This window comes from Neokomagataea thailandica NBRC 106555 (assembly GCF_001598495.1).
Taxonomy (GTDB): domain Bacteria; phylum Pseudomonadota; class Alphaproteobacteria; order Acetobacterales; family Acetobacteraceae; genus Gluconobacter; species Gluconobacter thailandicus_A.
On sequence record NZ_BCZB01000016.1, the window covers coordinates 24,281 to 46,028 of the forward strand.

The window sequence follows — 21,748 nt, forward strand, 5'->3', positions numbered from 1 at the left end:
CGTTCAGTCTAAACCATGCGCCCCAAGACGCCGATCATGTAAGCTCTCAATATAACGCACTGTGCCAGTCAACGAACGCATCACCAATGAATTCGTCCTCACCCGATGCGTGCCCACACCTTGCACACCACGCAATAACGGCCCTGTCGTCACACCTGATGCACAAAACAACACCGGACCAGACGCCATATCATTCAAAAATAAACGCCGCGCAGGGTCCCGACCATGCGCCATATCTTCCGCCCGCTTTCGCTGCGCAGCGTTTTCAAACAGCAAACGCCCCTGCATTTGCCCACCAACACACCGCAATGCTGCTGCCGCCAAAACACCCTCTGGCGCACCACCTGACCCCGCGTAAAGATCAACGCCACCTTCTGGCAGGCATGTTGCAATAGCCGCCGCAACATCACCATCCGTCACCAGCATCACACGCGCTCCGGCTTCACGAGCATGCGCGATCAAATCCTCATGTCGTTCTCGATCCAGAGCACACAAAACCAGCTCCGAAATATCTTTACCTTTCGCCTTTGCCAGCGAACGTAAATTCGTACGAATAGAGGAGTCTAAATCAACAACATCATCTGGCAAATCAGGGCCAACGACAATTTTTTCCATGTAAACATCGGGAGCATGGAGGAAACCGCCACGCTCAGCCAAGGCTACAACCGTTAAGGCGCTGGGCAGGCTCCTCGCACATAAATTCGTGCCTTCCAACGGATCAACGGCAATGTCCATCGCTGGGCCACCACAGCCAACACGCTCCCCAATATACAACATGGGGGCTTCGTCCATCTCGCCTTCACCGATGGTCACCACACCATCAATCGAGACTGTATCAAATGCCGCACGCATCGCCTCCACTGCGGCCCCATCTGCCTCATTTTTACACCCGCGCCCCGTCCATACGGCGGCAGCGATGGCGGCGGCTTCCGTAACACGCACCAGTTCGAGAGCTAGGTTACGATCTTTGGGATACTCAGGGGGAGCGATGCGCGCGGCACTCATTGCAAACTATCCTCAATTTTCAGCACCAATGGTTCACCATTCACGGCTGACAACGCTGCCAAGCCAGCCGCCGCAGCACGCACTGTCCGCTCCATCACACGATGCGTAACGATCGCGACATGGGCACGCCCCGGAGCGGCTTCATGCTGGGAAACCAAATGCACAGACACATCATGGTCACGCAAAACTGAGGTCAAATCAGCCATCGTTCCTGAACGGTCAGCAACATCCAGCCGCACATAGAAAGCACTCTCCACGTCATCCAATGGCGCACAATCAACCACTTCAGGAACAGAGGACACCCCCCATACTGGCAGAGAAGCACCACGCGCTAGATCCACCAAGTCCGCAACCACAGCACTGGCGGTCGGCCCTTCACCGGCACCACGACCAGAAATCGTCATCGGGCCGGAGAAAGGGCCAAACGTTGTGACGGCGTTAAATACACCTTCAACAGATGCTACCGGCACCGATACAGGCACCATGCACGGACGTACCCAAGCCTCAAGCGGCTTACCCTCTTGCTGACGTGCCAGCCCTAACAGCTTGATGCGATAACCAAGTTCCGTCGCGAAGCGCAAATCCGCCGACGTCACGTCCCGAATACCGTGCACCGAAAGACTATCAAACCGGATTGGACGGAAAGCGATACCCGCCAAAATAGCCAGTTTATGCGCAGCATCCCATCCATCGACATCTGTGGAAGGCTCTGCTTCTGCATAACCTTTAGCCTGTGCCTCAGCCAGAACATCCGCGAAGTCACGACCTGTCGCACGCATTTCGGTCAGGATGTAATTACACGTCCCGTTCAAAATACCACCGACACTCTCCAAACGGTCTGCTGCCAAAGCTTCACGCACCAGCTTAATCGCGGGGATACCGCCCGCAACAGCAGCTTCATAAAATAACGTTGTATTGTGCTTTGAAGCCAATGCTGTGAGGGCACCACCATGCAAAGCAACCAAGGCTTTATTGGCTGTGACAACAGGTATCCCACGTGCGAGCGCAGCTTCGACCATCGCACGAGCAGAACCTTCTGAACCGCCAATCAATTCAACAGCAACATCGATCTCTGCATCTTGCGCTAAGGCAACAGGGTCATCATACCACCGCAAACCATCCAGCGAGACACCACGATCCCGCGTGCGGCTGCGTGCGCTCACAGCCACAACCTCAATCGAGCGGCCACCACGCGCCGTTAACTCCGCAGCATGCGCCCGCAGAAGTTTAATAACGCCAACACCAACCGTGCCAAGGCCCGCTAGGCCAATACGTAATGGTTTCATGATGATACCACCTTTGATCCTGTATCTGCCGAAGACATGTCCGCTGGGCGGCTTATTCCATGTCGGCTCATAAATCCTTTGATGGAGCGCGTTGCTTGACGCAAACGCTGCGTATTTTCCACCAACCCAATGCGCACAAAGCCTTCGCCATACTCACCAAAGCCTAAACCCGGTGCAACGGCAACGCCGGCTTCCTTCATCAATAATTTTGAGAACTCAACACTGCCCATTTCGGTGAATTTCTCCGGAATAGGCGCCCATGCAAACATGGACCCTTCTGGCGTTGGCACATCCCAACCCGCAGCATGCAACCCACGCAACAAAACATCACGCCGGTCACGATAGAGGTTGCGCATATCATTCACGTAATCTTGCGGCCCATTCAGCGCAGCAACTGATGCCACTTGAATGGGGGTAAAGGCGCCATAGTCCAAATAAGACTTAATCCGCGTCAGTGCCTGAATAAGCCGAGGATTACCAACAGCAAACCCCATACGCCAACCCGCCATAGAATACGTCTTAGACAGTGACGTAAACTCTACTGCAACATCCTTTGCGCCGGGCACAGACAAGATCGAAGGCGGTGGCGTATCACCAAAATAAATCTCGCTATACGCAAGATCAGAGAGGATCCAGACCCCTTCACGGCGAGCAAAGGTGACCAGTTCTTTGTAAAAATCAATATCTGCTAAAAATGCCGTCGGGTTAGACGGAAAATTGACAATAAGAGCTGTAGGCTTTGGTACAGAATGCTTCACAGCACGATACAACGCCCGCAGCATATCCTCATCTGGCGTTGCCGGAATAGAACGCACAGAAGCACCCGCAATCATAAAACCGAACTGATGAATGGGGTATGATGGGTTCGGCACCAGAATAGTATCACCCGGGCTGGTGATCGCCGATGCCAGATTAGCCAGCCCCTCTTTGGAGCCCAGTGTCACGATCACTTCCGTTTCCGGGTCAACCTTCACACCAAATCGGCGTTCATAATACGCTGCCTGCGCGCGCCGTAGCCCAGGGATCCCTCGGCTCACTGAATAACCATGCACACGCGGATTATTCAGTGTTTCCACCAATTTCTGCGTTACGTGTTCCGGCGGCTTTGAATCCGGGTTTCCCATCCCAAGGTCAATAATGTCCTCACCGGCCGCACGGGCGGCTGCCTTGGCCTTGTTCACTTCAGCGAACACATAAGGGGGCAGGCGGCGGATACGATGGAACTCTTCAGTCATGACCAGCTCAAAGTTAACAAATTGAATGGATCAACGACGATAGACAGGTTTTCACAGAAGCGAAACAGCCTTACTTTACAATGCGGATCCGAACCCCATCACCAATCGCTTCGCCTTCAATATCAATCATTGTTTGCGGCACACCTTGTACGACCAACCCGCGTGCTACAACTTGTGCACGTAACAGCCCTAAAGCAACCTCACGCACTTGGTCAGATACGGATAAACCCGCATCTGCGCTCATCGCGGCACCAAAGCCTATAATTTTTATTCGCTGCCCATTTCTCTGACCAGCAAGACGACGATATGCCGCCGTCGGATTACCCACAGTTTGGTCTGAGGCCACTTGGAAACGAATAAGCGTCCCCTCTGGGGTGGATGCATCAATATCCGGGGTCACAGCCTCTGACGCACCAGTAGACGCTGGCACAGAAAAACCGGGGAAAGAAACAGATACTGGCGGCGCATTCATCATCTCCGGCAATGTACCTGAAGAAATTGCGCCTTTCATCACGACCTGCGGCATGGCCAGCTCGGCTGTCACATGCGGCTTCACGGGTACTGGCACTGTAGGCTTCTCGTCTGTCGTCCCCATAGTCGCATTATTCGCCGTCACGATAGGAGCGGGCGGCACCGCCTTTGGCACAGTCGGAAGAGGCCCCTGAGCCGCACTCTCACGCTGGGCGAGATTACGGTCCATTTCCAACTGTTGCGTTTGAAGCTCACGCGCGGCTGGAGAAGGTAAATCTGGAGCTTCCATCGGGGTTTGACTAACATGCGGGTAAGGCACGCTTTGTCCCGGCGGTGGCGGACGCAACTGCGCAATTTCTCCACCTTCAAAACTATGCCACCACTGGTTGGTCGTCTCAACACCATCTTGGTGTGCACACCCCGCCAGCCCTAACAGGAGACCACCGACCACAATTCCGTGTTTTCGTCCAAGCACCGCCGCGACCCCGCTCTTGTTTTGGCCCAACCAAAAGATGAAATTCTATGAAACCTAGCCTCTCTTGCTCTCTATGGCGAGACTTCGTGCACTGTCGGGCTTGGCACCGAGGCAAACGAGGCGCAGGATAGGGGAAGAAGACGCTGGACCACTATAATCTATCAAGGACATCACACGCATGACCTTCCGACGCTTTGACGAAGAAACCGACGCCCCCGAAAAAGAGGACATCAAAGCCTCAACCGGGCCCGAACTCGAAAGCCGGTTGTTTGACCAACGCAAAGTGCTGATTTTCGGCGGGATCAACGATAAGCTTGCCCGTGAAGTCACCGGCCGCCTCTTGGCTCTCGCTGGCGATTCCAACAAACCCATCGACGTTTATGTCAATTCACCCGGCGGCCATGTCGAGAGTGGTGACACGATCCATGACATGATCCGTTTTGTGGATTCTGTCGCTCCCATCAACATGATTGGCACGGGCTGGGTCGCTTCTGCTGGTGCGCTTATTTATGCGGCTGGCCGCCCAGAGCGCCGTGTCTGCTTACCCAATACACGCTTTCTGCTCCATCAACCGATGGGTGGCGTGCGCGGTCCAGCAACGGATATCGACATTGAAGCCCGCGAAATCATCAAAATGCGCGAACGCCTCAACCGCCTCTTCGCGCGGGAAACAGGGCAAGAATACGCAAAGGTTGCGAAAGATACAGACCGTAACTACTGGATGTCTGCCGAAGAGGCGATCGAATACGGCCTTGTAAACCGTATCATTTCTTCTGCAACCGACCTTACCTAACGCTCAACGACTAGGAGCACGGCGCATGAACAATGCGCCGCGAAAACACGCCATGACTAGCGCGCCTCAAACGTCACTCAAAAGCGCCAAATCGATCGAAGAGATCTATTCTCATCTGCCTGATGCCCCATCGCAGAAAACGCTCGAACGCGTTGATTATGAGGCGCGCCACTGGAGCAGTGACATCCCTGGCCCGTTAAAGCCCGGCACGGATGAACATAAGCGGGCAACCGCGCAAATGTTCCGCGATACATTTAATCCTTACAAACCTTCGGTCATTCCTTGGCCGGATCTTGACCCCGTTACATTGCACCGCATTACCTCTCTCCCCATCTGGGATATCGCCGTGCAAACGGAGGGCAAAGCACGCTTACGCATGGCCGCTTATGCCGCCATGATTGATGACCCAGAGATGAAAGACGCACTCTCCCGCAATGCGTGGGAAGAAAACCGCCATAAGGAAGTGCTGTCCAAGCTGGTCGAAGCCTACAACATTAAAATGGCCCCAGAGCCAGAATATAAAGAACCTAAAGACACAGAATGGGCCTATCTGGTCACAGGCTTCTCCGAATGTGTTGATAGCTTCTTTGCGTTTGGCCTTTTTGCACTCGCCGAACGCTCAGGCCTCTTCCCGCTTGAACTGATCGAAACATTCGAACCCGTCATGCAGGAAGAGTGCCGCCATATTCTGCTCTTTGCGAATTGGCTTGCATGGCATCGTGCCGTGATGCCTTTCTGGAAGCGTCCATGGTTTGAACTACGCGTTATTGGTGTCTGGCTGTTCCTTGCCTATGAACGTATGGGCCTTGCCCGCTCCATGGATGAGAACGGCGAGGAACACACACAAGACAACAACTTCACCGTCAACGGCGCCAAAGATGTCACCAATATCGACATTAAAGTGCCTGAATTGATGCAGCTTTGCCTGGATGAAGATGCGCGCCGCTTCTCTGGATATGATTCGCGCCTGAGACGTCCCACAACGACCCCAGCCATTGCCCGCACCTTTATCAAAGCAGCGAAGCTATGGGACACGCTACACACACGCTTTAACAAGCGTAAAGCGACTGCCTAAAGAGCCATCAGGGAGAGCGCCAATGTCCATTATGGAAGCCGGTTCAGACGCGCATAAGCGTTTTTTTTGCCAGCAATTCATCGACACTCATCAAGTGTTCGACCCGGACAGCCTCCCTTGGCCTGATTTGTCCGAAGGGGACCTCGCAAAATTACGGGCCGTCCCTTTCTGGCAAGAAGTATACCATACCGAGCGCCGGGCCGGTGCTATTGTCGATGCTTTCACCCCGCAGATAACCGATCCTGTCGTGCGCGAAGCTGTAGCTCTGCAAGGCTATGAAGAAGCACGACACGCCAAACTCATTCACGTCATGATTGAGCGCTATGGGCTAGATGCCCATCCGCAACCATTGGAAGACTTCCCCGAAGACCTTGAAACGGCCTTTATTGATTTCGGATTTGGTGAATGTCTGGACGCCTTTTTAGGCTTTGGTGCCTTCAAAACGGCTCGTCAGTCTCGCTTCCTCCCTGAAGCAATGTTTGAAATTTTTGACGTGCTGATGTTTGAAGAAACACGGCATATCGTCTTTTTCATCAACTATATGGCATGGCGTGAACGGCGGAAAGGCTTAGGCCGCACCCGCCGGCAGCTCAAGACGCTCCGTTTTTACGGACGCGCAGCAAAACGTTTGCTCGGAATGGCCAAACGTGGACAAGATGCTCATGACGGCAAAGATTTCGCGGTCACGCAAACTAATCTTTTCCTCGACGGTTTTTCGTTCCGTGGTTTCGTAGACGATTGCTACCGCGAAAATGCCCGGCGTATGCAGGCCTTTAACCCAGCCCTCATGCAACCGCGCTTACTACCGGGTATTGCAGACCTTGCACTGCGTGGTCTAAAAGTTTGGGATACAACACGCCCCTTTCTCAGACGAAAACAGACGTAAAATTCTCTCTTTCCCGATGGCACACACAAGGATGGTCACCATTGATTTTTAATACTCATGGCCATCTTCCTCATCCTTTATAATCCATACCGCAGAACAATGCTGGCGCGACCGACCAACTCACTCGCGTAATCGTGCAGCGCCTCACAAAAATCGTGATCCCTGCACCCCAGTCATGAGGCGTAACAAGGCCATCTAAGCGAAGGCTGAAACGGATTTCCCTCATGTATATTGGTATTGATGCTGGCACCTCCGGTTTAAAAGCCATTCTGGTGGATGAGCAACAGCACGTTCTTGCGGACCGCACCGTCAGACTCTCCGTTCAGTCCCCACAGAGTGGATGGAGTGAGCAAGACCCTGAACAATGGTGGAAAGCCCTCTTAGAGGCGCTTGACGGGCTTAAAAACGATGCCCCGCACGCAATGGCACAGGTCAAAGGCATTGGTCTTTCTGGGCAACAGCATGGCGCCGTTTTACTCGATGCTCATGATCAAGTGCTTCGCCCCTGTATTCTGTGGAATGATGTGCGTTCAGACGAGGAATGCCTGGATTTTGAAGAGAGCTTTCCACAAAGCCGTGCCGTATGCGGCAATATCGCAATGCCCGGATTCACAGCTCCAAAAATTCTATGGGTTCGTCAACACGAGCCAGAAATTTTCAAAAAAATCCGTCATGTCTTGCTGCCAAAAGCTTGGCTCCGTTTCAAACTCTGCGGTGAGAAAATCGAAGATATGTCCGATGCATCGGGCACGCTCTGGCTCAATGTAGGTCAACGGCGATGGTCTGATGCCGCATTAAACGCTACAGGATTAGACGTAAACGCCATGCCCCGCTTATGCGAAGGCACGGATGCTGCGGGCACCCTCTCTACCACCCTGACCACGCGCTGGGGGATGGAGCGCTCCCCCCTTATTGCGGGAAGTGCGGGAGATAATGCAGCCTCTGCCGTAGGGTTAGGGGCCGTCAATACAGGAGATGCATTCTTATCTCTCGGTACGTCTGGCGTATTATGGTGCACTACAGACCGTTTCCGCCCTAATACCAACAGCGCCATTCATGCGATGTGCCATGCTCTCCCACACACATGGCATCAAATGGGCGTCACGCTTTCTGCGGCCTCATCCTTAGCGTGGTGGGCAGAAATCAACCATTGTGATGTCAGCACACTGTTATCAGAACTTCCTGATCACATTGAGCGCCCCTCCCGTGCATTGTTTTTGCCTTACCTCAATGGTGAACGCACACCCTATAATGATGGGCATGTTCGCGGCGCATTTCTGGGCTTAGATCGTGCATTGCACCGTGCTGAGCTTACACAAGCTGTCCTCGAAGGGGTCGCTCATTCATTCCGTGATGCACTTGATGGCCTGCATGAAGCAGGGTCTATCTTACAATCAGCCGATGTTATTGGCGGTGGGTCACGGAGCCGTTTATGGATTTCTATCTTAGCCTCAGTCCTAAACCTTCCCTTGAACCGGTTATCTCATGGTGAGCAAGGGGGCGCTTTTGGTGCCGCACGGCTGGCACGGCTCGCCGTAACGCACGACACGCTTAGCACGATCTGCACACCACCTCTTCGTGCCGAAACGCTTGTACCTCACCCAGGACTGGTTGAAGCTTATGCTCAATCTCAAGAGCGTTACCGAGCTGCTTATCCACTACTCAGGGACATTAGTACGGCTGACCATGGTGTACCACACCATGCAGGGCCACATGGCCATCATTATGGCCATAGCTATGGACGTCGTACAGATCACTAAGGGTTTTGGTACATCCCTAACAATCGCCAAGAGGGTCAAAAGAGACTATGGCTCCATCAAAAAGGAATCGAGTGTCTTATGGCGAAAACCCTGTCAGTACAATGTTCGAGTACTGGGGTACATGGGGACGGTACTGTCTTACCACAAAGGAGTACCGAGTACCGGGGATGAGTAGGTACACCTTCTTGTAATGGGGATTGTACACAACCTCTCTGTGGGTAAAACGGGATAGAATCATGCAGCCCATGTTTTCTCTATCATATGGAGTTGTACACACTGTGCGTAAGCTGGGGTACATTCTCTGAAAGCCGGGTACCCCAAGTACCACAGGGTTCTATAATCCCAACAGGATTTCTTTCTTTTATTATTCATGGTTAGTGAGCGTTATGAATTCACTTCGTCCTTCTGATTCTGCATTGAAAGCCTGTGATGTGACTGGTTCAGACACTGCCAATAAAAAGCTCCTTAAAACGCTTAAGGGCGAAGCAGTATGGCCGCCACCAATGTGGTTGATGCGGCAAGCCGGGCGTTATTTGCCAGAATTCCGCGCGTTACGAGCACAAGCAGATTTTTTAACACGGTGTACAACACCAGACATCGCTGAAGAGCTGACGTTACAACCAATCCGGCGTTATGGCATGGATGGTGCTATTTTGTTTTCAGATATTCTCATTCTGCCTTGGGCTATGGGACAATCTTTGGAGTTTATTGACGGTCGTGGTCCCGTACTAGAACCTATTCGGTCTGAACAAGATTTGGCACGTTTAGATCCGGCACGTATTGCAGATATTACAGCGCCTATTCGTGAGACATTAACGCGTTTAACACAGTCCCTTCCTCACGAAACAACCTTATTAGGGTTTGCTGGAAGCCCGTTTACTGTTTCGTGCTATATGGTTGAAGGTAGCGGGTCACGCGATTTTGCAACAACGCGTAAAATGATGTTAGAAAACACATTATTATTTGAAAGATTGATTAATACATTAGTTGAACAAACGGCTGAAATGCTTTTTGGTCAAATTGAAGCTGGCGCTGAAGCCGTTATGCTCTTTGATTCATGGGCCGGTTTATTGCCACCATCATCTTTTAGACGTTTTGTGATTGAGCCAACCCGTCAAATTGTTTCCTTATTACGCGGTCGTTATCCAGAAATACCCATTATTGGCTTCCCGCGTTTGGCAGGTATTATGGCTGTTGAATACGCGCAAAAAACAGGCATAGGGACTTTGGCACTTGATACAAGTGCAGACCTTGTACAAATCGCAGATCTTTTGAATAAGCATGCCCCTAATGTAACGCTTCAGGGCAATTTAGATCCAACGATACTGTTCTCCGGCGGAGAGAATTTGCAGAAAGAAGCACGGTCTATTTGCCATTCTTTGCGTCATCGTCCACATATTTTCAATCTTGGGCATGGTGTTATGCAGCATACACCACCTGAACATGTGGCGGAACTTGTTGCAACAGTGAGGTCTTTATGACGGCACTTGACCCTTCGGGGTGTTTAAAACTCATCATCTTTGATTGTGATGGTGTTTTAGTGGATAGTGAAGTTGCATCATGCCAAGCTACAGCGCAATTTGCGCGTAGTTTGGGCTTATTCATCTCAGATGATGAGGCTCATAAACGTTTTATGGGTATGGCTTTGCCTGATGTGGTGCGTGATTTGGAAGCGGAATTAGGGTACTCGCTTCCAGAAAATACGGCGCTTATTTTGCGTCAAAATCTCGTACAGATTATGCAAAAAAGGGCAGAACCTGTAAGTGGTTCTCCCGAAATGCTAAAGGAAATACGGCGCTTACGAGTGCCGGTTCGTGTGGGGTCAAACTCTTCTATGCAAGAGATGGAAGCAAAGTTTACTCGTACGAATATGACGCAATTTTTCCCAGAAAACCGCATACATTCAGCAAATGATATGGGAGAGCCTAAGCCATCTCCTGCGGTCTATCTGTACGCAGCGAAACAGGAAGGACAAGCGCCAGAAAACTGTCTTGTTATTGAGGATAGTGACCCCGGAGCAGAGGCTGCGTGGAAAGCAGGAATGAGTTGTGTTCTGTTGCGTGAGGCCAATAAGCCTTTGCCTTCTTTTTGGCCGCAACCGGGTTTTGTAAGGATCTCTCATTTGTCTGAATTGGCTCCAATCGTGGAGCGCGTACTACAAAGCCAAATCTCGTGATCAGGCATTTCGTGATGGACCATATGCAGTGGCTCTTATCGCTGCATATTATGGCTTTTACGGCATGGATGGCGGGGCTATTCTATCTGCCACGTCTTTTTGTGTACCATTGTCAGACAGAGCCTGGATCTGCAGAATATGAACGCTTTAGCGTTATGGAGCGTAAATTACTCAAACAGATTATGAATCCTGCTATGATTGTGACGCTTGTGGCGGGAGGGGTACTCGCCTCTTTGCCCGGCCTCATTGAATGGGGAGCTGTTTGGTGGTGGAGTAAACTGATAGCCGTATTGGGTTTATGCGCTTTTCATGGAATGTGCTCAGTATGGCGAAAACAATTTTTTATACAGAAAAATAACCATACAGAGCGCTATTATCGGATAGCGAATGAAATACCGACCCTATTCATGATGATTGTTATCATTATGATCATAGTCAGACCGTAAACTACTTTGGGCTATGAGTTGTGAGGGGCTATACCCCTTAAAGTCAGGAGATATAAACAGTGATAAATAAAGCCCCGCAATCACTCCATAATGTGTACGCTGGTGAGAGAATGCCATGCTTTGATCTGCTTGCCTCAGGTATTGAAACGGGTTGGTTGCCGCAAATACCCGCAGGGCTTTCAGGGGATATTCCGTCATGTATTCCAAAGCGATTAATTCAATTTTGGCATTCCAAACACATCCCTGAAGAAGTTCAGAAAAACATAGAGAGTTTTAAAGCCTTTAATCCTAATTTTACACATCACATGATTGATGATGAAGAAGCGCGAGCCTTTATTCATACTCATTACGGGCAAGAAGCTGCGTCTTTATATGATGCGTGTTTTCATGCTGCGATGCGCTCTGATTTTTGGCGCATTTGTGACCTCTATCACAACGGTGGGGTCTATGTAGATGTCGATACGTTGGCGCATGGCCCGATTACGAAGGTAGGAGCGGGGGCAGATTTTAATTGTTTGCTGACATACTCTATTGGTAAACCGTGGTGCATTGATAACGATTTTTTCATGACGGAAGCGCGGCACCCTTTGCTCCACGCTATTTTAGGGGGGCTTTTTGAGAATGTTGATCGTTTTGTCAAAACGAAAATTTTTGAAAACATTTGGGTAGAGACGGGCCCCGGCGTCACAACAATTAAGACGGCGGGTTGGTTGGCCCATAAAGCCCTTGATGCAGGGGTTTCTCCGAAAGAGACAGGGGTGATTTTCCGTCATCACCATGCTTTGGGAGAGGCATTTTATCATGCCGAGATGCAATATAAGAATTCTGTAGAGGGAAACTGGCGTATTGCTACGCCCTCTTAAGCACCGTTCGATTATGGGTATCGGTTGATACCCATCATGTTGTTTTCGGCCTCTATACGAGGGCGTATTTTACGCCTGTCATCGTTTCGGACACAGTCCATAAGCGCCGTGCATTCTCAAGGTCATGCGCTTGTGGTGGTATAAATGCCTCTGCTGGTGGCCCACGGCGTTCTTCGCGGTCTTTGGGGCCATAGTAAGCCCCGTCTTGTGCTTGGGGGGATGTGAGGGCGTAGAGCAGTGGTTCTGCGCCCTGTATGACGTCTTGGCCCATAAAGGTGAAAATCCTCCATCCGACACGGCGCAGTGTATGACGTGCGATACGGGTGATCTTGGCGCTGTGGCGATCAAGAGCAGCATTATTGCTCATGATGTTACTTGCAGCCCAGCCGGGATGCGCCGCACGTGAATGAATAGGCCATGGTGCGTTACGCGCCCGGCGGTCAAGCTCTAAAGCAAAGAGTAAATTTGCGAGTTTACTTTGACGGTAGCGTTCAAACGCGTGATAGCAGTGGCGTGCGTTAAGATCACCAAAAGGCAATACGCCACGTTTTGCAGCAAGAGAAGCAACGGTCATAATACGGGCTTCTCCTTTGGCTAAAAGAGGGAGGAGGTGCCCGGTAAGAGCAAAATGCCCGAGGTGATTTGTGCCAAATTGCAACTCAAAACCATCTTTGGTGGTGAGGCGCTGTGCGGGGGCCATAACCCCTGCATTATTGGCTAAAAAATGCAGGGGTTCACCTTGTCTGTGTAAGAGACCTGCAAAATCAGCGATAGAGGCAAGAGAGGCAAGGTCAAGCACTTCAAAGCGTGCTTGTGCTGTTGGAACGCGATAGCGCAATCGCTCCAGTGCTGCGTGCCCTTTTTCTAAGGACCGTCCACTGAGAATAACGGAGGCACCTTGTGCAGCGAGAGATACAGCCGTTTCAAAGCCAAGTCCGCCTGTTGATCCGGTTATGAGCGCTGTTTTCCCGATCAATGAGGATGGTGTGGACGCCATGTGCTTACCTCTTTGTAGAGCCGTGTGATGTTGATTTTTCGTCAAGGTGGGCTTGTTTGAGAGCGTCTTCCGTGAGGCGTTTTTCATTCTTTTTGAGAAAAAGAAAGCCACTGACGAGGCATAAGACACCTAAAACAGCGAGAGTAATACCAACAGGGCCGGTAATTTTCTCAATTTGTTTTCCTAATTGGTAGGTAATGATGGCGTAACCGCCGCCCCACGCTAACCCCCCTAGGGCATTATAGAAGAGAAACGTCATCCATGGCATACGGTTTGCGCCTGCCAAGAGGGCCACGAATACACGCAGAATAGCGACGAACCGCCCAAGAAAAACGATGATGCCGCCATGTTTCTTGAACAGATAACGCCCGAGCAAAAGGCGTTCTTCGGTTAACCCGACTTTGGTGCCGTGTTTGCGTAAGAGACCAAATCCAAAGCGATGCCCGATGAGATAACCCAGATTATCGCCCATAATAGCGCCAATGACGGTCGCCACGACAATCCACTGGATTTCAAGGTGATGCGTGCTTCCTGCATAAAGCGAAGAGGCAATGATGATGCTCTCTGCTGGCAAGGGAAGTCCCATGCTTTCGAGCATAACCGTCAGGCCAATGACGCCATAGCCATAACGTTGCAGTAAGTCGTCGAGGAGAGGAGATAGATGCAGCAGGGCTTTGGTTCCGTTTGAAAGCGGGTCGGTTGTTGGTTACGGCCGGTAAGCTTGGTATGCGTAGCATACGGCATACCCACAGGATGGAAAATGATGGATTTACATCACCAGAAATCATCAGGCACTTCAAAGGCAGGGTTCTGGCCATCTTGGGTCTCCCCTGCGCTGGTTGCAGGGAAAACACGTGGTTTTAACGAATTGCGTACTGCAGGGCATTGGGTTGCGTGGTTGGAAACCCGCCCAGAAGAGGCTGGGCGTAGTGTGGTAACGGCGTATAGTCCCGGTGGTGGCATTGTTGATCTTTCCGCGCGTGATGTGAGTGTTGGCTCGTCTGTCCACGAATATGGTGGTGGCGCATGGGATATGCGCCTTGGTGCTGATGGTGGGCCAGAGCTGGTATTGAGTGACCGTAAAACCGGCGCTGTATGGTTTGATGAAAAACAAGCATGTTTTAACCCACTGCATCGTTATGCGGATCTGACATGGGCGCCTAATGGGCAAGGTGTTTTTGCCGTGCGTGAAGTGCTGCAGGATAATGCAGAGCCGGTCGCGGCCTTAGTGTATGTGTCTCAATTGGGGGTGGAAACGCTTTTGGTGGAGGGCGCAGATTTTTATGCGGCGCCGCGTCCATCACCCGATGGAAAATGGCTGGCATGGTTTACGTGGCAGCACCCCAATATGCCATGGACACAAACCGCCTTATATATTGCTGAGATGCTTTATGACGCGGATGGCCAGCCTTATTGTGGTGAGATACAAAATATCAGTGGGTCAACGCCGTGCAGTATTATCGAACCACGCTGGAGTTCTGATGGCGCTTTATATGCAACGGAAGATTCATCTGGGCTTTGGACGCCTGTGCGTTTCCAGTGGGTTTCTGAGCAGTGGGTGCGTGTTGCCTTGCCGTCCTGCGGGATGGAAATTGGCCTGCCGCATTGGGTTTTTGGTCAGAGAAGCATAGCACCGCTTTCAGCAAACCGCGTGATGGCCTTAGCGGTGCGCAATGGCTTTAATCATGTTCAGGTGTTTCAAAATGGGGCGTGGAGCAGTGCGGCATTCGGTGTGCCAGTTCATGTGCCAGAAATTTTAGCTGATGGGCGCTTTGCATGGATTGATGCACCGCCCAATAAGCCGCAGCGTATTATGATCGGTGATGATAACGGTCATCATACCATTATTCGGCAGAGTGTAGAGTTACCCGATACGGTGACGGATGCGGATATAGCGGTTCCTTTGTCCATGACGTATGAAACAACAGGCGGTGCATGTGCTCATGCCCTGTATTACGCACCGAGCAGCCACAAGAATACTCTGTCCGAAGGGGAATTGCCGCCATTGGTGGTGATGGCCCATGGCGGACCTACAGGCCGCGCAAATACGGGCTTTGCGTTTAAAACTCAGTTTTGGACATCCCGTGGTTTTTCGGTTTTGGATGTCAATTATCGTGGGTCTACGGGGTATGGGCGGTCGTATCGTGATGCCTTAAACGGGCAGTGGGGCGTTCTTGATATTGATGACGTATTGGCCGCCGTGCAAGCGGTGGTGGATCATGGGCAGGCTGATCCAGAACGTTGCGTCATTCGTGGTAGTAGTGCAGGCGGCTTAACCGTTTTGGGGGCTTTGGCACGGTCAAAACGTTTTGTTGCGGGTACGGTTTTGTATGGCGTAACGGATTTGCGTGGTTTGGTGGAGGAAACCCATAAATTTGAAGCACGCTATTTGGATGGTTTAATTGGCCCATATCCTGATGCAGAAGATGTGTATTTACAGCGCTCTCCATTGACTTTTGCACAAGATATAACGGCTCCAGTCCTGTTCTTGCATGGTGATGCTGATAAGGTGGTCGCGCTCTCACAAGCGGAAGATATGGTGGCGTGTTTAGAGAAAGCTGAGCTGCATATTTATGCGGGAGAGAAGCATGGTTTTCGACAACAAGAGACGGTGATGGATGCTTTTTCTCGTGAATTGGCTTTTTATCAAGCCGTATTTGCGGCGCAATAAGCCATAAAAAAACGGGGCCTGAGACAGACCCCGTTTTTCACTCATACCGCTTAAGAGTAATTAGGCAGCAGCTTGTTTTGTCAGATAATCGAGTGTTTCGTTTGTTGAGCTTGCCAAGTATGGGCCACCAGACACGATTTCGATGGAGAGAACGCCATTTGCACCGACGGTACGGTTGTTAAGAATAATTTCTGCACAACCTTTCGTCCAACGGCGGCTTTCTTCGTCACGGTGTTCCCAGCCGTTCATATCATCTTGGGTAAGATGTGATGTTATTTTTTGAGTGGAAGCACCATCAAACAGCGTGATGTTACTGACCATAACGCCGAGTGCACGGCGGTCATCAACATAAGGACCAATTAGATCGCGTGGGCTGATGGTGCGTGATGTCAGATAAACACGCTCAATGCCTGCGGGCACTTGGAAAACAGCATGTTGGCCCGTGCGGCGCAGTAGAGGGAGTGTCTTACCTTCTGCTGTGATCAGTGCGAGAGCAGCATCTTCGGTCAATTCAGGTGCGTTTTTTTCGAGAGAAAAGCCCAGTGCTTCAGCTCGTGCAGTGAGTTCTTTATGGAGAGGCTCCACGAATTCACGGCGTACTTCGAGAGCAGAAGCTGCGTCGTTTTCCCATGTTTTAGGAGTATCGAAACCACCAACGACGACTTTATTGTCAGTTTTGAAGCTGTGTCGGTTACCGGTGTCGAGGTAGCTCTCAGCCAGAGCGCCGTCTGCCATGATAACGGAGTGTTTGTTTGTTTCGATGTGATAGATTTCGAAAGACTTCTGCTCATCAATAACAATAGAGCGGTTATTAACAAGCAAACGAGCCGGAACGAAACGACCATTTAAGAACAAGCAGTGTTCTGGTGTGACGAGAAGGTCTTTGAAAGGCACGCCTTCGCTCAGAGCATTTGCTTTGATACGGATAGCGTGTTCTTCAGTCGTTGAGGCATTGATTGTCTTATGACCAGCCCAACGAATTGTGTCCGTATGACGGGTGCCATTTTCAAAAACGTAAATTTCGTCACCTTCAGAGAGGCTCTCGACAGCGACTGCACCTTTAGGTGTGTCAATCAATGTTCCCGGTAGGTAGCAGACACTCGCTGTCGTTGCTCCGAGAGTATATGTTTGATTTGCAGTATAATTATAAGGATTTCCAGGTATACTAATCAGAACAGTGACGCTACTGCTGTAAGTGTTCGTGAAAGGGTTATAAGTTCCACCATAAACACGAGCAGCTAGTGTTGTATATCCGTTTTGATATAGTGCCTCAATTGTACTTGATCGTCCAGAAATATTGAAATTTACTAAAAATTTATTTGACGGTGTATTTGTTACATTGAGAGAATAAGTCTGGTTTCCGCCAAGTAGGTTAAAAATACTTGAGCTGATATTGACATCAACCTCACCATTAGCTGAGCCGATGGTTGCGTCAGAAGTAGTGGTCCCGTTGTTTCCAATGAGAAAGCTTCCAGGATCAATGTTGAGAATACCGCCATTGATAACAAATGCAGTATCATCGCTATAATTAACCGTTTTTTTATCAGTGACTGTGGTGACCATGGTGTGCGCTCCATTATTTTTCACGGGAAAGAAAACAAAGTATAGGAATCGCAAGTCTTTGTTTTCTTTTTAATAACCCATATTGTTATCGAAAAAACATTATTTTTCAACATAAAAGTTATGCGTTGTTGGTATTTTATTTTATAATAATAGAGTTGTCGCTTTTTTAAATGTGAGTTTAGTTATTATGAAAAAACGTGAAATTTCAAAAACAGGTATAATGGTGAGTGATATATGCTTGGGGACCATGACATTTGGTCAGCAAAACACACAAAAAGAAGGGCATGAACAGCTGAATTTGGCACTCGAACATGGCATTAATTTCATTGATACGGCTGAATTATACTCTATTCCTCCCCGTGCGGAAACCTATGGCGCTACGGAAACCATCATTGGAAACTGGTTTAAAGAGCGTGGAAAACGAGATGACATTATTTTAGCGAGTAAAGTGGTTGGGCGTTCACAAAATCCATGGTTCCGGCCCGACGGAGAAGAAGCGCGCTTAACATCACGGCAAATTCGATATGCTCTGGAAGGATCTTTGCGGCGTTTACAAACGGATTATATTGATCTGTATCAGTTGCATTGGCCAGATCGTTCTATCGGTTTATTTGGTGAAGGCGGAACGACTTTTAAGGGACTGTCTGAGGTAGATGAGGTTTCGATTGAAGAGACATTATCGGTACTTGGAGATTTGGTAAAAGAGGGAAAAATTCGTCATGTTGGTCTTTCTAATGAGACTTCATGGGGTTTTTCCAAGTTTCTTGAAGCATCAAAAACAGGGTTGCCGCGCGTTGTTTCCATTCAAAATGCTTATAATTTGTTGAATCGTACCTTTGAAATTGGTTTGGCAGAGCAGTCGTTAAGGGAGCATGTAGGGCTTTTGGCGTATTCGCCTTTGGCTCAGGGATATTTAACAGGAAAATACTTGGATGGCGCACGTCCTAAAGGGGCACGCACTACGTTATTTGATCGTGGTCAACGCTATGAAAAACCGGGCGTTGATACGGCCATACGATCTTATTTGTCGATAGCGCATAAGTATAATGTTGATCCTGTTCAAATGGCTGTTGCATTTGTAACATCCCGCCAGTTTGTAACGTCTAACATTATTGGTGCGACAAGTATTGATCAGCTCCAATCTGTGTTGGGTTCTGTAAATGTAGATATTACGGATGAAATGGAAAAAGATATTGATGCTGTGCATCAGTTGAATGCTAACCCTGCACCATAAAAATTTCAATCTGGAGCGCTGTTAAGGCGCTTCAGATTGAGATGTCTGGCCCAATTTACGGATAACGTGGAAAGCCGTTAGAATGGCAGATGTACCAAAAATAATGGCACCGAGCGCTTGTCCGCAGATAATACCGAGTGGACCAAAATAATGTGCACCAACCCAAACTAAAGGAATGGTGCCAAGTGTAGCCCGCCCCCAGTTGAAACCGGTTGAGTAGAGCGGGTGTCCCAAATTATTGAATGCTGTATTTGCGACGAATAAAAGTCCGACAAACATATAACTTAAAACTAACCAGCAGCAGAACCATCGAACAATCTCAATACCAATACCATGAACAGTAAAAATATCTAAGATAAGGTTGTGGCCAAGAGCGAGTAGGGCCCAAGTTGATATGACGCATAAAGCCGTGAGCTTCAGGGCAGAGATAAGCGTTTCTTTGACACGGTCAAATTTTTGTGCCCCGAGATTTTGCGCCATAATGGGCCCGACAGATCCCGTAAGAGCAAAAACCAAAGCAAACGCCACGGGAACAATACGCTCAATCGTTGCTTGACCTGAAACAGCATCAAGGCCGAAGCGTGCCATAGCATGTGTGACGAAGAGGGATCCGGCAGGTGTTGCGAGGTTGGTTGCTATAGCCGGTAATGCAATGCTGCCTACTTTTTGAATGGCGGGGCGTATGGCTTTAAGGTTTGGCCATTCCAGCATATTGTGGCCACGTAAGTTTATAAAACCACTCGCGGTTATGGCTGCGCGGGACAGGATGGTACTTATCGCTGCGCCTTCCAGTCCTAAGTGAAAGCCAAAAATCATAATCGGATCAAGGCAGGCAGACACTGCTGCGCCGGTCAGCGTCATACGCATAGACCGGCGCGCGTCTCCCACAGCGCGCAGCAGTGCAGATAAGGCCATACCGAGGCATACGAGAGGGAGTGCAGGCGCTGTTAAGCGCAAAAATAATGTGGCTTGGTTGAGCGCAACATCTTTTGCACCGAGTACCCTTAAAAACTCTGGTGCAAACACGGCTGTGATAACACCAAGGATTATGGCCATACCAACCATGACAGCGAGAAAGGCAGAGCCAATGCGGCGGGCTTCGTCATGTTGGCGCGCGCCAATCAGGCGGCCAATGCAGGCACCAAGGCCAATTGTGAGGCCGATGGAAACGGAGACTTGTAGATAGCTGATGGATGTTGAAAACGCGATGGCCCCTGTTAGGGCAGGGTTGTGTAGTTTGGAAATGTAGAAAAAATTAAGCAGATCAACCGCGAAGACAGCCATTAACCCAATAGCCCCCGTACCGGCCATTGTAATGACATGCCGCATAATGTTGCCATGAACAAACCGAGCCGGGCGAACCGGTGAGTTGTCGGGGATGCGCGGTGCAGCAGTGATGTCAGGAGCAGGAGCCATGGCGTTCATTCTGCCTTGTTCACTTTAAAAGTGCCAGAGTGGAAAAGCGTTTGTTTGTAAGCAGTTTATTAACCAAGGGGCGGGAGTATGGTGGGAGAATTTTAAGAATGGTAGAGTGAGCGGGGAGTGTGCATGTCTATTTTTAATGCGTTAAATACGGCTGTGAGTGGACTCAATGCACAGTCACACGCGTTTAGTGATTTATCGAATAATATCGCGAATAGTCAGACCATTGGTTATAAAGAAACAAACACAAGTTTTTCGGATTATGTGACGTCACAAAATAAAGAAAGTATGCAAGGTGCTTCAGATAGTGTTTTGGCGAGTACGAATCAAAATACTGAATATCAAGGAAGTATAACATCTTCTAATAATCCCTTAGGGATGGCCATTTCCGGGCGTGGTTTTTTTAGCGTTGTATCTGCAAGTGGTGCTGCTTCTTCTCAGGGAGGGGTATCGTTTAACCCTCAGAGTTTATATACACGGAATGGAGATTTTTCTGAAAATAAAGATGGTTATTTAGTCAACACATCAGGCTATTATTTGCAAGGTTACCCCGTTCAAAGCGGAGGGGGGCTTAGTTCTACTGTTTCACCTATACAAATTCCCAATACAATATCATTCCAGCCAACAAAAAGTACACAATTGACGGTGTCTGGAAGTATTGGAAATACAATATCAACGGGGGGAACAACAACGTCTTCGGGAGTTGCTTATGATTCTCAAGGAACGGCACAAAACATTACGTTAAATTGGCAGCAATCCTCAACTGATCCTTTGTCTTGGACAGTTTCAGCAGGAAATGGGGTAAATAGTTCAACGCATGTGATGTTTAACACTGATGGGTCTTTAAAATCGGTAGGGGATGTGGCGCAGGCGAGTGGTTCTTCTGCTACCTTTAATTATACGGGTAGTCCTCAAAATATGACCGTTAAATTGGGTCTTATTGGTAGCTCCAGTGGTGTGAATTTAAGTACAACAAGTCATACGGCACCTGTATCTGTTATGACGTCTGATAGTGTGACGTCAGGAAATTATATAGGTTTAAGTATTCAAAAAGATGGGTCTGTTATGGCGGGTTTCGATAACGGCTTGTCTCAAATCGTCGCTAAAATCCCGTTAGCGACTTTCGCGGATTCTGATGCACTCGCCGCTCAAAATGGACAAGCCTATACAGCGACGTCAGGCTCCGGTGGTGCCAGTTTTAATGATGTCGGGACGAATGGCGCAGGGTCTTTGGTGACGTCATCTCTAGAAAGTTCAACAACGGACCTGACAGGGGATTTGACGAAATTGGTGGTTGCTCAACAAGCATACGGGGCGAATACCAAAGTTGTATCAACATCTGATCAGATGTTGCAGACGACGCTGGCTATGATTCAATAACGCGATTGAG

The 21,748-nt window shown here is 49.6% G+C and carries 19 protein-coding genes; 11 read left to right on the forward strand and 8 right to left on the reverse strand.

Going from position 1 to position 21,748, the window contains the following annotated elements; genetic code table 11:
• Window positions 1-3: 3 nt before the first annotated feature.
• The 4 genes from glpX to NTH01S_RS06785 form a co-directional block, all read right to left on the reverse strand.
• The gene (glpX, locus tag NTH01S_RS06770) at window positions 4-1,005 is read right to left on the reverse strand and encodes a class II fructose-bisphosphatase (RefSeq protein ID WP_068171444.1); all 1,002 of its coding nucleotides are present in this window, start codon (window positions 1,003-1,005) and stop codon (window positions 4-6) included.
• Window positions 1,002-2,291, reverse strand: a complete 1,290-nt coding sequence (locus NTH01S_RS06775; RefSeq protein ID WP_068171447.1) for a homoserine dehydrogenase — start codon at window positions 2,289-2,291, stop codon at window positions 1,002-1,004. Before NTH01S_RS06775 ends, glpX begins: the two co-directional genes overlap by 4 nt.
• Entirely contained in the window at window positions 2,288-3,526 is a 1,239-nt protein-coding gene (locus NTH01S_RS06780) for an LL-diaminopimelate aminotransferase (RefSeq protein ID WP_068171449.1), read from the reverse strand. Before NTH01S_RS06780 ends, NTH01S_RS06775 begins: the two co-directional genes overlap by 4 nt.
• A 70-nt stretch (window positions 3,527-3,596) precedes the next feature.
• Window positions 3,597-4,472, reverse strand: a complete 876-nt coding sequence (locus NTH01S_RS06785) for a hypothetical protein (RefSeq protein WP_245642253.1) — start codon at window positions 4,470-4,472, stop codon at window positions 3,597-3,599.
• 178 nt (window positions 4,473-4,650) lie between these two features.
• Between NTH01S_RS06785 and NTH01S_RS06790 the strand changes: the two genes are divergently transcribed.
• The 8 genes from NTH01S_RS06790 to NTH01S_RS06825 all read left to right on the forward strand — a co-directional run bounded on the left by NTH01S_RS06790 (window position 4,651) and on the right by NTH01S_RS06825 (window position 12,471).
• Window positions 4,651-5,265 carry an ATP-dependent Clp protease proteolytic subunit gene (locus tag NTH01S_RS06790; protein WP_068171454.1) on the forward strand — a complete coding sequence of 205 codons (615 nt, stop codon included), beginning with the start codon at window positions 4,651-4,653 and terminating at the stop codon, window positions 5,263-5,265.
• A gap of 52 nt (window positions 5,266-5,317) precedes the next feature.
• Entirely contained in the window at window positions 5,318-6,340 is a 1,023-nt protein-coding gene (locus NTH01S_RS06795) for a ferritin-like domain-containing protein (protein WP_068171458.1), read from the forward strand.
• 22 nt (window positions 6,341-6,362) lie between these two features.
• Window positions 6,363-7,226: a hypothetical protein gene (locus tag NTH01S_RS06800; RefSeq protein WP_068171461.1), complete on the forward strand. Its 864-nt coding sequence runs from the start codon at window positions 6,363-6,365 to the stop codon at window positions 7,224-7,226.
• A 224-nt stretch (window positions 7,227-7,450) separates the two neighbouring features.
• Window positions 7,451-8,986, forward strand: a complete 1,536-nt coding sequence (gene xylB, locus NTH01S_RS06805) for a xylulokinase (protein WP_084367095.1) — start codon at window positions 7,451-7,453, stop codon at window positions 8,984-8,986.
• Window positions 8,987-9,372: 386 nt separating this feature from the next.
• A complete protein-coding gene (gene hemE, locus NTH01S_RS06810) occupies window positions 9,373-10,467 on the forward strand; it encodes a uroporphyrinogen decarboxylase (RefSeq protein WP_084367097.1) in 1,095 nt (364 codons plus the stop codon).
• Window positions 10,464-11,162, forward strand: coding sequence for an HAD family hydrolase (locus NTH01S_RS06815; RefSeq protein WP_068171464.1), 699 nt, complete (start codon window positions 10,464-10,466; stop codon window positions 11,160-11,162). The genes hemE and NTH01S_RS06815 overlap by 4 nt, the downstream gene beginning before the upstream one ends.
• A 14-nt stretch (window positions 11,163-11,176) precedes the next feature.
• On the forward strand, window positions 11,177-11,608 hold the full coding sequence (locus tag NTH01S_RS06820; RefSeq protein ID WP_084367109.1) for a CopD family protein: 432 nt from the start codon (window positions 11,177-11,179) through the stop codon (window positions 11,606-11,608).
• A gap of 59 nt (window positions 11,609-11,667) precedes the next feature.
• Complete coding sequence (locus NTH01S_RS06825; RefSeq protein WP_218015975.1) at window positions 11,668-12,471, forward strand: glycosyltransferase family 32 protein; 804 nt, start codon at window positions 11,668-11,670, stop codon at window positions 12,469-12,471.
• A 52-nt stretch (window positions 12,472-12,523) separates the two neighbouring features.
• Here the strand turns inward: NTH01S_RS06825 and NTH01S_RS06830 are convergent, their stop codons facing one another.
• Together NTH01S_RS06830 and NTH01S_RS06835 are read right to left on the reverse strand one after the other, a co-directional pair.
• A complete protein-coding gene (locus NTH01S_RS06830; protein ID WP_068171475.1) occupies window positions 12,524-13,468 on the reverse strand; it encodes an SDR family oxidoreductase in 945 nt (314 codons plus the stop codon).
• Window positions 13,469-13,472: 4 nt separating this feature from the next.
• Complete coding sequence (locus NTH01S_RS06835) at window positions 13,473-14,054, reverse strand: DedA family protein (protein WP_370664309.1); 582 nt, start codon at window positions 14,052-14,054, stop codon at window positions 13,473-13,475.
• A 174-nt stretch (window positions 14,055-14,228) separates the two neighbouring features.
• Between NTH01S_RS06835 and NTH01S_RS06840 the strand changes: the two genes are divergently transcribed.
• Window positions 14,229-16,139 (forward strand): S9 family peptidase, encoded by a 1,911-nt coding sequence (locus NTH01S_RS06840; protein WP_068171482.1) that lies wholly within the window; start codon window positions 14,229-14,231, stop codon window positions 16,137-16,139.
• 60 nt (window positions 16,140-16,199) lie between these two features.
• Here the strand turns inward: NTH01S_RS06840 and NTH01S_RS06845 are convergent, their stop codons facing one another.
• On the reverse strand, window positions 16,200-17,702 hold the full coding sequence (locus NTH01S_RS06845; RefSeq protein WP_068171485.1) for a Hint domain-containing protein: 1,503 nt from the start codon (window positions 17,700-17,702) through the stop codon (window positions 16,200-16,202).
• A gap of 187 nt (window positions 17,703-17,889) precedes the next feature.
• Here NTH01S_RS06845 and NTH01S_RS06850 point away from each other — a divergent pair, with 187 nt between their 5' ends.
• A complete protein-coding gene (locus NTH01S_RS06850; protein WP_068171487.1) occupies window positions 17,890-18,936 on the forward strand; it encodes an aldo/keto reductase in 1,047 nt (348 codons plus the stop codon).
• 21 nt (window positions 18,937-18,957) lie between these two features.
• Here the strand turns inward: NTH01S_RS06850 and NTH01S_RS06855 are convergent, their stop codons facing one another.
• The gene (locus tag NTH01S_RS06855) at window positions 18,958-20,265 is read right to left on the reverse strand and encodes an MATE family efflux transporter (protein WP_068171599.1); all 1,308 of its coding nucleotides are present in this window, start codon (window positions 20,263-20,265) and stop codon (window positions 18,958-18,960) included.
• Window positions 20,266-20,484: 219 nt separating this feature from the next.
• On the opposite strand from NTH01S_RS06855, the gene flgE reads away from it, so the two are divergent.
• Window positions 20,485-21,738, forward strand: coding sequence for a flagellar hook protein FlgE (gene flgE / locus NTH01S_RS06860; RefSeq protein WP_068171490.1), 1,254 nt, complete (start codon window positions 20,485-20,487; stop codon window positions 21,736-21,738).
• Window positions 21,739-21,748: the final 10 nt, after the last annotated feature.